At 42.0% G+C, this 14,537-nt stretch carries 16 protein-coding genes; 12 read left to right on the forward strand and 4 right to left on the reverse strand.

Annotation, left to right across the window (positions count from 1 at the left end):
* Window positions 1–156 precede the first annotated feature (156 nt).
* Together FTU58_RS05095 and FTU58_RS05100 are read left to right on the forward strand one after the other, a co-directional pair.
* Complete coding sequence (locus FTU58_RS05095; RefSeq protein WP_180062165.1) at window positions 157–1,260, forward strand: YjgN family protein; 1,104 nt, start codon at window positions 157–159, stop codon at window positions 1,258–1,260.
* 14 nt (window positions 1,261–1,274) lie between these two features.
* Entirely contained in the window at window positions 1,275–2,306 is a 1,032-nt protein-coding gene (locus tag FTU58_RS05100; RefSeq protein ID WP_180062166.1) for a M48 family metallopeptidase, read from the forward strand.
* A gap of 10 nt (window positions 2,307–2,316) precedes the next feature.
* Here FTU58_RS05100 and FTU58_RS05105 read toward each other — a convergent pair whose 3' ends face one another.
* Window positions 2,317–2,598 carry a DUF2218 domain-containing protein gene (locus FTU58_RS05105; RefSeq protein ID WP_180062195.1) on the reverse strand — a complete coding sequence of 94 codons (282 nt, stop codon included), beginning with the start codon at window positions 2,596–2,598 and terminating at the stop codon, window positions 2,317–2,319.
* Between the two features lie 229 nt (window positions 2,599–2,827).
* Here FTU58_RS05105 and rpe point away from each other — a divergent pair, with 229 nt between their 5' ends.
* The 8 genes from rpe to FTU58_RS05145 all read left to right on the forward strand — a co-directional run bounded on the left by rpe (window position 2,828) and on the right by FTU58_RS05145 (window position 10,439).
* Window positions 2,828–3,514, forward strand: a complete 687-nt coding sequence (rpe, locus tag FTU58_RS05110; protein ID WP_004975246.1) for a ribulose-phosphate 3-epimerase — start codon at window positions 2,828–2,830, stop codon at window positions 3,512–3,514.
* 426 nt (window positions 3,515–3,940) lie between these two features.
* Complete coding sequence (locus tag FTU58_RS05115; protein WP_373886004.1) at window positions 3,941–4,462, forward strand: hypothetical protein; 522 nt, start codon at window positions 3,941–3,943, stop codon at window positions 4,460–4,462.
* A gap of 45 nt (window positions 4,463–4,507) precedes the next feature.
* Complete coding sequence (locus tag FTU58_RS05120) at window positions 4,508–6,592, forward strand: multicopper oxidase domain-containing protein (RefSeq protein ID WP_179990314.1); 2,085 nt, start codon at window positions 4,508–4,510, stop codon at window positions 6,590–6,592.
* On the forward strand, window positions 6,579–7,514 hold the full coding sequence (locus tag FTU58_RS05125; protein WP_180060653.1) for a copper resistance protein B: 936 nt from the start codon (window positions 6,579–6,581) through the stop codon (window positions 7,512–7,514). Before FTU58_RS05120 ends, FTU58_RS05125 begins: the two co-directional genes overlap by 14 nt.
* 122 nt (window positions 7,515–7,636) lie before the next feature.
* Window positions 7,637–8,698, forward strand: a complete 1,062-nt coding sequence (locus tag FTU58_RS05130; RefSeq protein WP_004975253.1) for a cation transporter — start codon at window positions 7,637–7,639, stop codon at window positions 8,696–8,698.
* Between the two features lie 146 nt (window positions 8,699–8,844).
* Window positions 8,845–9,162, forward strand: a complete 318-nt coding sequence (sugE, locus tag FTU58_RS05135) for a quaternary ammonium compound efflux SMR transporter SugE (protein ID WP_004975255.1) — start codon at window positions 8,845–8,847, stop codon at window positions 9,160–9,162.
* A 95-nt stretch (window positions 9,163–9,257) separates the two neighbouring features.
* Window positions 9,258–9,749 carry a methylated-DNA--[protein]-cysteine S-methyltransferase gene (locus tag FTU58_RS05140; RefSeq protein ID WP_004975257.1) on the forward strand — a complete coding sequence of 164 codons (492 nt, stop codon included), beginning with the start codon at window positions 9,258–9,260 and terminating at the stop codon, window positions 9,747–9,749.
* Between the two features lie 51 nt (window positions 9,750–9,800).
* Complete coding sequence (locus FTU58_RS05145) at window positions 9,801–10,439, forward strand: nuclease-related domain-containing protein (RefSeq protein WP_004975258.1); 639 nt, start codon at window positions 9,801–9,803, stop codon at window positions 10,437–10,439.
* A 63-nt stretch (window positions 10,440–10,502) separates the two neighbouring features.
* On the opposite strand, the gene FTU58_RS05150 is transcribed toward FTU58_RS05145, so the two are convergent.
* Window positions 10,503–11,270 (reverse strand): hydroxymethylpyrimidine/phosphomethylpyrimidine kinase, encoded by a 768-nt coding sequence (locus tag FTU58_RS05150; protein WP_167846215.1) that lies wholly within the window; start codon window positions 11,268–11,270, stop codon window positions 10,503–10,505.
* A gap of 88 nt (window positions 11,271–11,358) precedes the next feature.
* Between FTU58_RS05150 and FTU58_RS05155 the strand changes: the two genes are divergently transcribed.
* Together FTU58_RS05155 and FTU58_RS05160 are read left to right on the forward strand one after the other, a co-directional pair.
* Window positions 11,359–12,018, forward strand: coding sequence for an HAD-IA family hydrolase (locus tag FTU58_RS05155; protein WP_019837216.1), 660 nt, complete (start codon window positions 11,359–11,361; stop codon window positions 12,016–12,018).
* A gap of 106 nt (window positions 12,019–12,124) precedes the next feature.
* Complete coding sequence (locus tag FTU58_RS05160) at window positions 12,125–12,472, forward strand: hypothetical protein (protein ID WP_004975264.1); 348 nt, start codon at window positions 12,125–12,127, stop codon at window positions 12,470–12,472.
* Between the two features lie 117 nt (window positions 12,473–12,589).
* Here FTU58_RS05160 and hemJ read toward each other — a convergent pair whose 3' ends face one another.
* Both hemJ and FTU58_RS05170 read right to left on the reverse strand, forming a co-directional pair.
* Window positions 12,590–13,042 (reverse strand): protoporphyrinogen oxidase HemJ, encoded by a 453-nt coding sequence (hemJ, locus tag FTU58_RS05165; protein ID WP_004975266.1) that lies wholly within the window; start codon window positions 13,040–13,042, stop codon window positions 12,590–12,592.
* An 18-nt stretch (window positions 13,043–13,060) separates the two neighbouring features.
* The gene (locus FTU58_RS05170) at window positions 13,061–14,290 is read right to left on the reverse strand and encodes a beta-ketoacyl synthase N-terminal-like domain-containing protein (protein WP_004975268.1); all 1,230 of its coding nucleotides are present in this window, start codon (window positions 14,288–14,290) and stop codon (window positions 13,061–13,063) included.
* Window positions 14,291–14,537: the final 247 nt, after the last annotated feature.

Consider the following 14,537-nt stretch of genomic DNA (forward strand, 5'->3'; position numbering starts at 1 on the left):
ATTTTACGCATTGATTTTTAAACTTTTCTAGGCAAGTTGTTCACTTTTTATTAGAATGGTGAACACTTGCTTTTTTACCATTTGGAAAGATTGCTCATTTGGGTTTGAGTGTCTGGGTAAAATAACGACCGCACAATAAAATAAATAAGGCATCACATGCACAATTCAGAATGGGATTCACCACAACAAGCAATGCCATCTTCCCCCTTTTTTGCAGCGGAGCCTACGACGCCACCCGCACGGAATCCATTACTTGGACGGATTCATCATTTTCAGTTTCATGGTAGTGCCTCAGAGTATTTTGGTATTTGGATTGTCAATATTTTGTTGATGATTATGACCTTTGGGCTGTATGCACCGTGGGCAAAAGTACGTCGTTTGCGCTACTTTTATGGCAATACCGAATTAATCAAACGTCGTTTTGATTTCACGGGCATCCCACATAAAATTTTATTGGGACGTTTAATTGCTATTGGAATTTATGTTGCGATCTCGGTGATTTCCAATTATTCAGTCAAAGCCATGGTCATTGGCGTGGTGGCTTTATATTTGGCTGTGCCGTGGTTGATTCGAGCAACCATTCGTTTTAAGGCGCGAAATAGTAAATTTGGCAATGCCCGTTTTTATTTTTCAGGCAGTAACAAAGAAGCCTATTGGGTATTTCTAAAATGTATCGTAATTAATTTGTTTACTTTGGGCTTATTTTTTCCTATGTTGGTGTGGATGTATAAGCGTTATTGCCTAGACCATTTATATGCAGGACAGCTTAAATTTAAGCTGAAAGCAGATTGGCCAGCCTATATGCGCGCGATGTATATGCCTATTTTATTGTTCTTTGGCATTTTGCTTGCTGTCGGGATGATGTTGGCTTTGGCAGGACAGTTGAGTCGCAATCCTACGCAGTTGGTTTGGTTGTTTTTAGCGGTTTATTTGTTGGGGATATTTTTAATTTGGCCGTTGATGTCGGCGCGAATTTTTATCACCACATGGAACAATACCAGTATCAGTCGTAGCGAATTTCAGACCGATTGCGGGCAGTGGCTCTATACTTGGATTGTGGTGACCAATTGGATTGTGAAAGTTCTGAGTTTGGGTTTAATGACCCCATGGGCAGCCATTCGTTTATATCGTTATCAGGTTGAGTCTTTGAGTCTACATTTAAAAAATGATCCAGATTTGATGATCAATAAACTGCAGGCTGAACATAGCGCACTTGCAGAAGAAATCAGTGATATTTTTGATATTGATGTATCGCTGTAAGCTAGGAGAAGAAGATGGCGGCACAGGTCGTGGATGTAGTGTTTTATGATGGTGTAGTGTCTAAACCATGGGCTGCCAAAATCTCTCCTGTAGATGCTCAGTCGGTACTCATCCGCTACGGTGAAAATTTACAGCAACAACGACACTATCATTATCAAGACATGATGTTGGTGGGCGCACTGGGTAAAATTCAACCTGTCATTGAACTTAAAGACGATGCACGTATTGAATTTTCCCAAGCCTTGCCTGAATGGTTTCAACTGCGAAATAAACAGGTGCAGCATTCTATTTGGAAATTGGAACGTACGCCAAGTCTGATTGTATTTAGTCTGGTTTTTGTGTTGTTGCTGGTATTTGCCACAGTGCAATGGGGCATCCCAAGTGCATCCAAATATGTTGCCTTTCAATTGCCTGCGAATACCTTAAAGCAAATTGGTGATGAAGCAGAGCGTTATATCTTAGACATGACAGCGCCAAGCCAATTGCCTGCAGCGCGTCAGCAGAAAATTTTGACAGATTATCGACAGCTCATTGCAGGAGAGACACCTGCCAAAGTGTTGTTTCGACAAGGTCATGGCTTAGGCGCCAATGCTTTGGCAATTCCGAATAACACCATTATTTTGACCGATGAATTGGTGGAATTGGCACAGAATGATCAGGAAATCATTGGCGTGTTGGCACATGAGCAAGGACATTTGGCCGAAAGACACAGCTTGCAGCAGGCTTTATCGAGCTTAGGGTTTAGTATTATTTTGCTCGCGATTACAGGAGATGGTACAGATTTAGTTTCGACCTTGCCTGTTGCGCTCGTAGGGGCAAATTATTCACGTAATTTTGAATCTGAAGCAGATCATTATGCTTTAAATACGATGCACGCTCAGGGCATTCCAACCATTCATTTTGCACATTTTTTGGAGCGTTTGGCAGAAGATGCAGGTGAAGACATCGCCAAAAGCCCTTTGGATTTTTTGCAAAGCCATCCTGCAACACAAAAACGTATTCAAGCGGTTAAGGATTTTGAACAGACGCAGCGTTTAGCGCCTTAACATGAAACAGTTAGTAGCGTTGCCAAACTGCGCTCAATACTGTTTGTCCCATACGACTTAAATGATCAAGCACGACTTGTTCAAGGTAACTTAAATCTGTTTCAGTATTTTTTACTTGAATTTTAACCACAAGCTCATGTGTTTGGGGTGTAAGCAGAATTGTGGCACTTGGCATCATAATTTGGTATTGGGTTGCGTTTTCTGCAACATCAAATTTATGTTTCCAGTGGTTGAGTAGACGCTTGGCAATACGGCTTGCTTGCGTTGTTTGAATATGGGCAGAACTGTTTATCATCTGTTGAAACCAGCATGTTGTTCAAATGAGTAATGGTGTTCACCATAACAAAGCTAGACTGAAAGAACAGTGGAATGCTGCAACAGAGCGTTGCGGATATAGAATTATTAAATTGGATGATCCAACTGAATCATCGAACTGAATGATCCAATCGTAACAGAATCCACCACATCAAGCAGTCTTTGCTATAATGCGCCACAATCCCAATATTCAGCTAGGTTCTCCCATGTCCAAGCCTTATTTAATTGCGCCGTCTATTTTATCTGCAGATTTTGCTCGTCTAGGCGAAGAAGTGGAAAATGTACTTCAGGCAGGTGCCGATGTGGTGCATTTTGATGTGATGGATAATCACTATGTACCGAATTTAACTTTCGGTGCAGGTGTATGTAAGGCATTGAAAAACTATGGTATTACTGCACCAATTGATGTGCACTTAATGGTAAAACCTGTAGACCGCATGATTGGTGATTTTCTAGAAGCGGGCGCAGACATTATCACGTTCCATCCTGAAGCTTCAGAGCATATTGACCGTTCATTGCAACTGATTAAATCGGGTGGGGCAAAAGCGGGTTTGGTCTTTAACCCTGCTACACCGCTGCATTATTTAGATTATGTACTTGATAAAGTTGATCAGATTTTACTCATGAGTGTGAACCCAGGTTTTGGTGGGCAAAAATTCATTCCAATGACTTTAGAGAAATTACGTCAGGCACGTCAAATCATTGATGCTTCAGGTCGTGATATCCGTTTAGAAGTCGATGGGGGTGTGGGACCTGCCAATATTCGTGAAATTGCAGAAGCGGGCGCAGATATGTTTGTTGCAGGCTCAGCAATTTTTGGCAAGCCAGACTATAAAACGGTGATTGATGAAATGCGTGCTGAATTGGCAAAAGTTGGCGCAGTCGAAGTATAAATTTCTACAATCACAAGTGCTTATGCTGTGGATAACTTTGTAGATAACCGTATGGATATCTATGTTGATAACACTATGGATAAGCCGATTAATTTATAAACATTTGTACATCAATTGTTTATGACTTATACAAAATAAGTATAAAAAGGATTCAATCGAATCCTTTTTGTTTATTTTAAATACACTGAATTTATTGAGTATTTACTCAGTTAATTATAAAAATAAGTTGCTTAATATATAACTTGATTGTTTTAGTTGGCTTTTAAATCGCACGGATTCACTCTGTTTTTCAATGCAGAAGATATTGTGTATAAGTGGGGCTTGAATTATATTGAGTGCATTGTAGATTGTGGATTGTACTTGGCAAAAATGTTCAATTCTTGTGCAAGTTCAGGTCTGCATCTTTCATACTCAGGAATTTATTTAGTGCTGACTCAACCCTACAAACAAATGTGGTTTGTTGTCCTGATGGCATTTGTCATAGGGTGGAGTGGTATTGTTAGTGCTGCGGTAAAACCTGCACATGATTGGATGATGTCAAATCAGGCAGCAGGGTCTGAGATTCGACATTCTGCAACCGCAGCGAGTGAAATGACATCTTTACCAGATTGTCATACCACAGCTTTACAAACGTATCCTGAAACCAAGCAGCATATATCTGGGCATGATGCCAAGGCCAACCATCATCTCAGTCAGCACACATCCGCAACGGATACCGATTTAAATGCGGCAGATTGTTATGGCTCGGCTGATTTTTCTACTGCAAAGACGAATTGTCAGGACTGTGCGCAGTTGCATTGTCAAAGCTTAAACAGTGTGTTGAATGTGCAAGTCCCTGAACTGATTCAACCTATAGCACTTACATCGGTCAATATTCTATTGCCTGCTTATCAAGCTCAACATTTACTTGGGCATTGGCAGCAAATTTTACGTCCACCCAAAGCTTAATCCTGAATTCAAAACACCTTTACGTTTTATTTTAAGGATTAAGTCATGTCTAAATTTTATCAGCCTGCGCTGTTTTTAACAGTCTGTGCATTGTGTTCGAGTTCTGCATTTGCTGCGGTCAAGGAATATCACCTGACCATTGCAGAACAAACGGTCAATATCACGGGAAAACCTGTTCAACGTATTACAGTCAATGGACAATTTCCCGCGCCTGCACTCGAATTTGAAGAAGGCGATGAGGCGGTAATTCACGTTAATAATCAATTAAAAAATCAGGACTCATCTATTCACTGGCATGGTTTATTGTTGCCCGGTTTGATGGATGGTGTGCCTGGATTTAATGGTTTTCAAGGGATTAAGCCACAAGGACATTTTGTTTATCAATTTAAAGTACGTCAAAGTGGTACCTATTGGTATCACGCACATTCCAAAGGTCAGGAACAAGATGGTCTATACGGCTCTTTGGTGATTCATCCTAAAGCCAAGCCAGCCGTAAACGCACATGAATACACAGATCGTGATTATGTGGTGATGCTGTCAGATTTTCATGAAAAATCTAGCAATCAAATTCAGAAAGATTTAAAAATTTCAGCCGAGTTTTATCAAAATCAGCGTGAAACCTTAGGTGATGTTTGGCGTCAAGTACAGCGTGATGGGCTAAAAGCCACATGGTCAGACCGCAAAATGTGGAATCAGATGCGCATGCTGAAAACCGACCTTTCCGATGTCACAGGCTATACTTTTTTAATGAATGGCAAGACACCTGAACAGAACTGGACAGGTGTATTTAAGCCAAATGAAAAAGTGCGTTTACGTTTTATCAATGCCTCTGCCATGTCGTTTTATGATGTGCGGATTCCAAACTTAAAAATGACAGTGGTCAGTGCCGATGGTCAGCCAGTCAAACCTGTTACTGTGGATGAATTTCGTATCGGCACTGCAGAAACCTACGATGTGATTGTTGAACCTCAAGCAGCGCATTATCAAATTGAAGCGGAATCAATAGACCGCTCAGGTTTTGCTGTGGGTAGCTTGCAGAGTGAACTTCATTCTGCAACATCAAATCTACAGCTCCCTGCAGCGCGCCCGCGTGCTTTACTCACCATGCAAGATATGGGGCATGCTGCAGAGCATTCAGGCGATGATCATTCCAAGATGAACCATGCAACGATGTCTGAAATGGATCACTCAAAAATGAATCATGCAGCGATGTCTGAAATGGATCATTCCAAAATGAACCATGCAGCGATGTCGGAAATGGATCATTCCAAGATGAACCATGCAGCGATGTCGGATATGGATCATTCCAAGATGAACCATGCAGCAATGTCGGAGATGGATCATTCCAAGATGAATCATGCAGCGATGTCGGAAATGGATCATTCCAAGATGAACCATGTAGCGATGTCAGAAATGGATCATTCCAAGATGAATCATGCGGTAATGTCGGAAATGGATCATTCCAAGATGAATCATGCGGTAATGTCGGAAATGGATCATTCCAAGATGAACCATGCAACAATGTCTGAAAATACGCATACACAATATGGCATGCCTTCAACAGAACACAAAAATGCGGTGGTATATGGATGGGCAAATGCTTCTACACCCGCGGGGCATAAAGCCTTGCACTATGAAGATTTGAAATCGCTGCAGCCACAAGCAGATACACGTGAACCAAGCAGTGAATTGGTCGTGCGTTTAGGCGGTACGATGGAGCGTTATATCTGGACAATCAACGGTAAGAAATTTAGTGATGCCACACCACTCAAGGTGAAATATGGTGAGCGTATTCGGATTAAATTTATCAATGACAGCATGATGGCACATCCAATGCATTTACATGGCATGTTTATGCAGTTGGAAAATGGTCAAACGGCAGCAGAAATGCCGAATAAACACACCTTAATTGTGCCGCCAGGTCAAACTGTAACTGCACTGCTTACTGCAGATGAATTAGGTGAATGGGCAATACATTGTCATTTGCTCTATCACATGAGCGCGGGAATGATGAATAAATTGATTGTAGCGCAGGTGAGTGAAAATGAACCGCTTTCAACCACAGCAATTCAAGCCACTCAAACCCCTTCAGCGACAGCGCAAAAAGGAGCAGCACATGCACAACATTAATCTTTTTGCGAAAACAGTTTTAAGTATTTCTGTCTGCTGCATCAGTACAGTTGGGCTAGCAGCGACAGAGGTGCATAGTGCACATGCCAGTTCAGCAGAGATTGCAACAATTGCAGCTCAGGCTGATACTCAATCGCATCAATCGCATCAATCGCATCAATCGCATCAATCGCATCAATCGCATCAATCGCATCAATCGCATCAATCGCATCAATCCGATTCGTCCGTGCAAGAGTCGCAGTCACACGATCATCGTAAAGAACATGGTGCGCAGGTGTACGCGGTGAGCACTTTAGATACGCAATGGCAAGTGAATGATCATGCCGAGGGAGTGCTCAAATCTAAATTACAAACTCGTATCGGAACTGATGAAAACAAGTTGTTTGTGAAAATTCATAGCGATAAGCAAGAGTCACAAGCGACTGAATATGATGCCAAGTTGTTATACAGTCGTATGATTTCAGATTTTTGGGATGTGCAAGCAGGTGTGCGTTATCGACACGAAGTGAATCAGCAAGAGCATCAAACAGACCGAGAAGATAAGTTTGACGCTGTGTTTGGCTTACATGGTTTAGCTCCATATTTTTTTGAAACCGATGCTTATTTTTATTTGGGTGAGGATCAATATGCGGCTTTGAGTTTGGAAACCACACGGGATCTGTTATTGACTCAGAAATTGATCGCACAGCCTTATTTAGATGTAGATGTTATTCTGCAGGATGATGCCAAATATGCGAAAAAAACAGGACTCAACCGCGCAGCTGTGGGTGTGGAAATGCGTTATGAAATCAGCAAGAACATCATGCCGTATATCAGTGCAGGTTATGAGTATACGAAAGGTGATCAACACACTGATTGGCAGTCTGCAACCGATTCCGAGCAGAGCGGCTTATATGCGATAGGCTTGCGTTTCAGGTTTTAATGATTAGGGGTATTTATCAATGATTAAGTCAATGGATCGTTGCTGCTTCTAAATAGAATAGATTGTCCCTAAATACATAGGCTTGGTTTATACTGAGCCTATTGTATTTTTGGGTGTGGCGTATGTCTTCATCAACTCAAGATCCTCAATCGAATCAAGATAAAAACTTAGAAAACCAAAATCTAAACAATACTGGCTGTGGTTGTGATACGCAAAAAAATGTAAACCAGCCTTGTGCAACTGCGCCTACACACTCCAAGTCATGTGGCGATACAGGCTGTGGTTCGTCTTGCGATACAGAAAAAAGCTGTGCTGATCAAAATAGCTGTACATCTGCAACGACTGCCAAGGCAGATAAAGCAACAATTTTGGATTCGGAACTTTTGAGTCCGTGGGTGAGTGCATACCATATTCCTAAAATGGATTGTGGCGCAGAAGAACAAATGGTGCGGATTGCTTTGGCAGATCATAATGATATTGCAGCCTTGTCTTTTGATTCACCTGCACGACTTTTAAAGGTTTATCACAGCAACCAATCTGCCACAGAAATTACCCATAAATTAGAAGCATTGGGTTTGGGTGCTGTGTTGCAACAGACTGAAGCCAATACACAAACTGAACTGCCTGTATCTAACAGCGCTGCACAACAAAAAGTGCTATATGCCTTGCTTGGTATTAATGCCGCTATGTTTTTGGTGGAATTAATTGCAGGTTTAATTGCATCTTCGACTGGGTTAATTGCTGACTCCTTAGATATGTTTGCCGATGCCGCCGTGTATGGTTTGGCTTTATTTGTCGTGGGTCAATCCGCCAAGAAACAGCTCAAAGCTGCACATTTGTCTGGTTGGGTACAACTGGGTTTGGCTGCACTGGTTATCTTTGATGTCCTGCGCCGTTTCTTCTTAGGCAGTGAGCCTGAATCCATGTTGATGATGGTCATTGGTGCTGTGGCATTGCTGGCAAACGTCACCTGTTTATGGCTAATTTCAGGGCATAAAGATGGTGGAACCCACATGCAAGCCAGTTATATTTTTTCCGCCAATGATGTGATTGTGAATTTAGGTGTGATTATCGCGGGCGGTTTGGTGATGCTGACAGGGTCGAATTATCCAGACCTGATTATTGGCTTAGTTGTGGCCATGTTTGTATTGAATGGTGCGCGCAAAATTTTAAGTTTAAAATAGACGGATCATCGCTGCGCGGTGGCTTAAATTGCAACAGGAGGAACGACCTCCCTTGTTTGGGTTTTTAGAAATAGTCAAAGTGACTGAACACTCGACAAGAAAAATCTTCAGGACGGCCTGATTTCATGCTATTGAAGGAGGGCGTTATGGCCTGGATGATGTTGATATTGGCGGGTATTTTTGAAGTGGTTTGGGCATACTCCATGAAGTTGTCTGACGGCTTTAGTAAATTAACGCCCAGTATCGTGACTATCTTTTTTATGATTTTAAGTTTTGCGCTTTTGGCCTATGCCATGCGTACTTTGCCATTAGGCACGGCTTATACGATTTGGACAGGTATAGGCGCAGTCGGTTCATTTTTAGTCGGTATTTTTGTTTTAGGCGAACCTGCCAGTGCTATGCGTATGTTGGCTGCAGTTCTGATTATTTCAGGTTTGGTGCTTATGAAAATTTCATCCAGCTAACTTGGAATGCAGTCTTTTAGTGTGTGCTCAATAACAGATCGGTTTGAGTTAAAAACAGGATGACCTGATACCCAACCTGCTTGAGGAGAAAAATAATGCAATTGGCATTTACTGAAATGGACACTCCTGTAGGCGTGCTTAAATTGGTGGCTCACGATCACGCATTGGTTGCGGTAATGTGGGATAACGAAGATCATAAACGGGTACGTTTAGCCAGTTTAGTTCGACAAGATGATCATCCAATTTTGCTCAAAACTCAGCAGCAACTCCAAGAGTATTTTGCAGGTCAGCGTCAGCAATTTGATGTGCCTCTTGATTTTGAAGGCACTGAATTTCAGAAGAAAGTCTGGCAGGCGTTATTAAGCATTCCTTTTGGGGAAACTCGTAGTTATAAGCAAATTGCCGAACAAGTTGGTAGTGAGAATGCGATGCGTGCCGTAGGGGCGGCAAATGGCAAAAATCCAATTTCGATTATTGCACCGTGTCATCGGGTGGTGGGTGCAAGTGGAAAATTGGTGGGCTTTGCAGGCGGGTTGGATAATAAAGCGATTTTGTTAAAGTTAGAATCTTCAACTTCAAAAGTTTAAATGACTGAGATTCAACAACAATTTTGATCAAAATAAAATAGAGCAGGGGAAATGTTAAAAACATTATTGTTGCAGTTTTGGTGGCTTATTCTGCTTGTTGCAGGTGTAGGGCTGATCAAAATTTTCAAACCTTTTCTAAAGGGAAAGGTGGGGGAACTCGCAGTAAGTACGCATGTGAAGTTGTATTTAGATGAACGTTATATCTTGTTGAATGATGTAACTTTGCCTGATGAGTTCGCAGGAACAACTCAAATAGATCATATTTTATTGAGTCCTTTTGGGGTTTTTGTGATTGAAACAAAAAACTATAAAGGCTGGATTTTTGGTGGAGAACGCCAAAAAGTATGGACACAAAAAATTTATAAAAAGACCTACAAGTTTCAAAATCCTGTCTATCAGAACTATAAGCATATAAAAGTTTTGGAATCAGTATTGAGCGATATTGTCGAGCCTGAATATCTGCATTCTGTGATTGTATTTATGCCAGACTGTGAGTTTAAGACCTCTTTGCCCAACAATGTTTTTAAAGGCAGTGCATGGGTTGAGTATGTCAAAGGTTTTCGGCATGAAGTCATTTCACCGATGAAACTGAAACGTATTCAGCTGAGAATTGAAAAAGAACTACTTGATAAGTCTTGGAAAACCAATCGTCAACATGTCGAAAATTTGAAACAACGGCACGAACGTTAAAAAGTTGCAATGAAAAACCCTGATACAAGGTGATCAGGGTTTGAAGGAGTTGAACGATAAGCACTAAAACCTTTTCGGAATTTTCTGTCCGTTCGGTACAGGCGTTTCCGCATATTTAAGCACACCAAACAACCAAGTTTCAGCATGTTGTACCGCTTGTTTCAGTTGATCTCCCATTGCCAAGCGCCCTGCAATAAAGCTCGCCAATGAACAGCCTGAACCGTGATATTCACCTTCAAGCCGTGGACAGCGGGTTTCTGAAACCATTTCATTGTTAATATACAGTGCATTACGAATATGATCAGGGGTATCTTCATGCCCACCTTTGACCAAAACGGCCTGCGCGCCCATTGCAAATAATTTAGCTGTTGCGCGTTCTAAATCATCTTCACCCGTTAAGGCACGTAATTCCACAGTATTTGGCGTGATTAAAGTCGCCAGTGGAATCAACTCGACAAATGCCTGAACCAAAGTCGCTTGATTACCTAAAGAACCACCACTATTGGCAACCAAAACAGGGTCAAGCACATATAAATAATCAGGATGTGCACGTAAAAAATCTGCCAGCGCTGCAATATTGTCAGTGGTGCCCAACATGCCCGACTTTACAACTTTAATGGGCAAATCATTCACCACCGCATTGGCTTGCGCCAATAACAATTCTTTAGACGTTGCTTTAAAGCCAAATACTTGCTGAGAGTTTTGAATGGTCAGTGCTGTGCAGGCAATCGCTGCATGTGCACCGCTATTGCCAACGGCTTCAATATCAGCCTGTAAACCAGCGCCACCCGAAGGGTCTAAACCAGAAAAACATAGTACTGTTGGTCGCACACACATATCCTTAATTGCTTCTATTTACGTTAGTATAGGCAACTTTGGAGTAACACTCGATAGTCATTTAGGCACATAGGCTGACATTGTGATAAAGAACCTTTTAATTGATTTAGATGGCACGCTGACCGACCCGAAAGAGGGCATTACCGCTTCTGCGCGTTATGGTTTGGCTAAGGTTGGACATCCTATTGCAGATACGGAAAATATTGATTGGATTATCGGGCCGCCCTTAAAAGCCTCTTTGGCAAAATTACTTCATGTAGATGTGCATGACGTATTGGCAGAGCAAGCCTTAGCAGGCTATCGAGAGCGTTTTGCTGCAACAGGCTTATTTGAAAATCATGTCTTTGAAGATGTTGCTGCAACATTGGCAGATTTAAAACAGCAAGGCTATCGACTGTTTTTAGCAACAGCCAAACCTGAAATTTATGCACGCCAAATTTTAGATCACTTCGATTTATTGCAATATTTTGAATATCCCTACGGTAGCGAACTAAATGGTGAGCGTACCAATAAAGCGGATTTAATTGCCTATATTTTGCAGCAAGAACAATTGCAACCTGAACAATGTTTAATGATTGGAGATCGTGAACACGATATTTTAGGTGCACGAGCCAATGGAGTCGATTGTGTTGCAGTCGAATACGGCTATGGTTCGGCTCAGGAGTTAGACTTGGCTGCACCAAAACATAGAATTCAGTGTTTTGCGCAAATTTTGTCGGTGCTTGAACAGTTATCTGGATGAGCGAGATGCTTACATCTGTTTGCATTTCTAGCGCAGTGTTATTGCAAAGATCGTGCTTCAATATTTAATTTGAATATTTAATTTTAATATTGAAAGAGGGTATGTGATGAAGATATTTAGTCAATCTATTGCAGTAGTAGCGGTTTCAATACTGATGACTGCATGTGCCAATCATGCTGCTACATCCACAACACCTACTGCGCAGGTCGAAATGTACACATCATTGCAACATCGACAGTGTGAGCCAGATTCAGGTTTAACCCTTACGGAAATTGTTCAGCGTTTACAGCAAGCACAGATTCAGGTGAAGCGGGCCAGTGTAGGTTCAGATGGGCGGATGTATGCACAGGTCTGTGGTGGTGCAGATGGAAAAATTGCTATTGTCACGATTCCTCAATCTCAGCAGAAACAAGCAGCGGCATTGGGCTTTCAGCCTTACTCACAAATACGTTGAATTAAAGCATAAGTGCTGTTTTTAGTTGTCACCCATAAAAAAACCTCAGTTCTTTGCACTGAGGTTTTTTTACAACCGAATCAGGTTGAGATGTCAGGATACTTGGCGTTTCAAATTTTAGAACTGTGGTTTTACCACGACTAAAATTACAATCGCTAATAGCAGCACAGTCGGCATTTCATTGAAGAATCGCCAGAACTTGTGTGATTTATAATGCGCATTGCCAATCAGTTTTTGGCGGTAATAGCCACAAACCAAATGGTAAATCACCAATAAACCGACCAATGCTACTTTCAGGTAAAACCATAACGCATCGTGGTAATTGCGGGTCGCATCGCCCCAATCTACCAAAAAGTGTGCCGTGATGAGGGTGGCAATCATAGACGGCCACATAATCCCTCGGTACAACTTGCGCTCCATGATTTCAAAACGCTGATGGCTCAGTGTATCTTCACTCATGGCATGGTAAACATATAAACGTGGTAAGTAGAACAATGCAGCGAACCAGCAAACCACGGCAATAATATGTAATGCTTTTACCCATAAAAAAGCATCAGAAGGTGCATCCATCGACTATCCTATAGGAGATTATTCATCCCACTTCTTGAAAATAAGGCAGGCATTTACACCGCCAAAACCAAAACTGTTACTCATCACAGTATTCAATTTTGTGTCGCGTTTTTCAAGTACGATATCAAATGCTTTCGCGCCTTCATCAAGTTCAGTGACGTTGATGTTTGGTGCAATGAAGTCGTTTTGCATCATCAAGACAGAATAAATTGCTTCTTGAACGCCTGCAGCACCCAAGCTGTGACCAGTCATTGACTTCGTTGAGCTAAGAGCAGGCACTTTACCTTCACCAAACGCACGTTCCATGGCTTTCAATTCAGTCACGTCGCCTGCTGGAGTAGAAGTACCATGTGTGTTCACATAGTCAATTGCGTCTACACCGTGTTGTTTCGCTTCGTCTAAAGCCATCAAGATACAACGTGTTGCACCTTCACCGCTTGGTGCAACCATGTCTGCACCGTCAGAGTTTGCAGCATACGCAACCACTTCAGCTAAAATATTTGCACCACGTGCTTGTGCGTGTTCAAGTGATTCAAGAACCACGAAACCACCACCACCTGCAATGACGAAACCATCACGGTCTGCAGAGTACGGACGAGATGCTGTTTCTGGTGTGTCGTTGTATTTAGAACACAAAGCACCCATCGCATCAAACAATAAGCTTTGTGACCAGTGATCTTCTTCACCGCCACCTGCAAGCATTAAATCTTGTTTACCCAATTGAATTAGGTTGTAGGCATAACCAATTGCATCGGCAGAAGTTGCGCATGCACTGGTAATTGAGTGCGCGATACCTTGTAATTTGAACGCAACACCCAAGTTTGCCGTAATGGTGTTCGACATGTTACGTGGTACGAAGAACGGGCCAATTTTACGTGCGCCTTTTTCTTCAAGTAGCTCAATCATTTCTGCAACAGATGCAGTTGAGTTACCGCCTGAACCACCCGCGATACCGTAACGTGGGTTGCCTGCTAAATCTTCTTGCTTTAAGCCCGCATGTTCAATGGCATCTACTGCAGCGTTGTAAGCGTACATCGCACACACGCCCATAAAGCGTTTTAATTTACGGTCAATGTGGTTAAAGTTTTGTTCTGCTGCTGCACTTACGTGGCTTTTGAAATTAAGTTCAGCATAAGTTGGGTTGGAACGTGTCCCAGAAATACCGTTTTGTAAAGAATGAGTCACAGCTTCTAAAGTATTACCAATGCACGAGTTAATGCCCATGCCGGTGATTACAACACGTTTCATCTACAGATCCCTTTTATGGTGATAATGTTGAGCCGAACACCGTGACTGCCAAGCAATCGCTGATACGGTATGACTCATGTCTTACAATTGCGTTCATAATAGCAGAAAGAATTTTGAATTCTTATGGCAAATATGATGCCACTTTGCAGGGAAGATCAAACCGCAGTGAAGCGGCAAATGAGATGCAGGAAGCCAACCAAAAGATACACAATCATATTGAGATAAACTTAGACTACACCTAGTATCT

This window comes from Acinetobacter sp. YH12120 (genome assembly GCF_013418795.1).
Lineage (GTDB): Bacteria > Pseudomonadota > Gammaproteobacteria > Pseudomonadales > Moraxellaceae > Acinetobacter > Acinetobacter towneri.